This is a genomic window from Oleiphilus sp. HI0123 (assembly GCF_001635315.1).
Genome location: NZ_LWGE01000674.1, coordinates 1 through 434 on the forward strand (window position 1 = coordinate 1; position 434 = coordinate 434).

Genomic DNA, 434 nt, shown 5'->3' on the forward strand with positions numbered 1-434 from the left:
TAGAATATGCTTGCACTGATATCGGTTCGTTTATCCCACTTGTAGCCAAACCCGGTACCCCACATTTTCATATCACCAACGGGAAGCGGACCAAAAACATCACGCTCGGCTGGTGAAGTTCGTAACTCTAACCCAAACCTGACATCCAGACGAGAATTAACATGCTTAGTTAAACCGAAACCAAAGTGCCAGGTATCACGTAAGCCAATAGGCAAAGTCAGAGAACGACCTGTGACCAACCCCGACAATAGTCGAGCTGTTGTTAGCATTTCCAGAGTTCTATCAAAGTAAAAAGTCCATTCTTCCCACTGACTCCAATCAGTCCATGTCGCATCCACATTGAGGGTATAATCAGGAGTAAGGCGAACTCTCATACCCGTCTTAAACATCTGAGGGATTTTCAAGTCGAGGTTCACATTCCCGGATTCATAGGG

Annotated in this window: 1 protein-coding gene; it reads right to left on the minus strand. The window is 45.6% G+C overall.

Features of this window, described 5'->3' with window-relative positions; genetic code table 11:
* Positions 1–434: OmpP1/FadL family transporter (locus tag A3761_RS06105; RefSeq protein WP_197472880.1), on the minus strand; the 434-nt coding region annotated here is incomplete at both ends.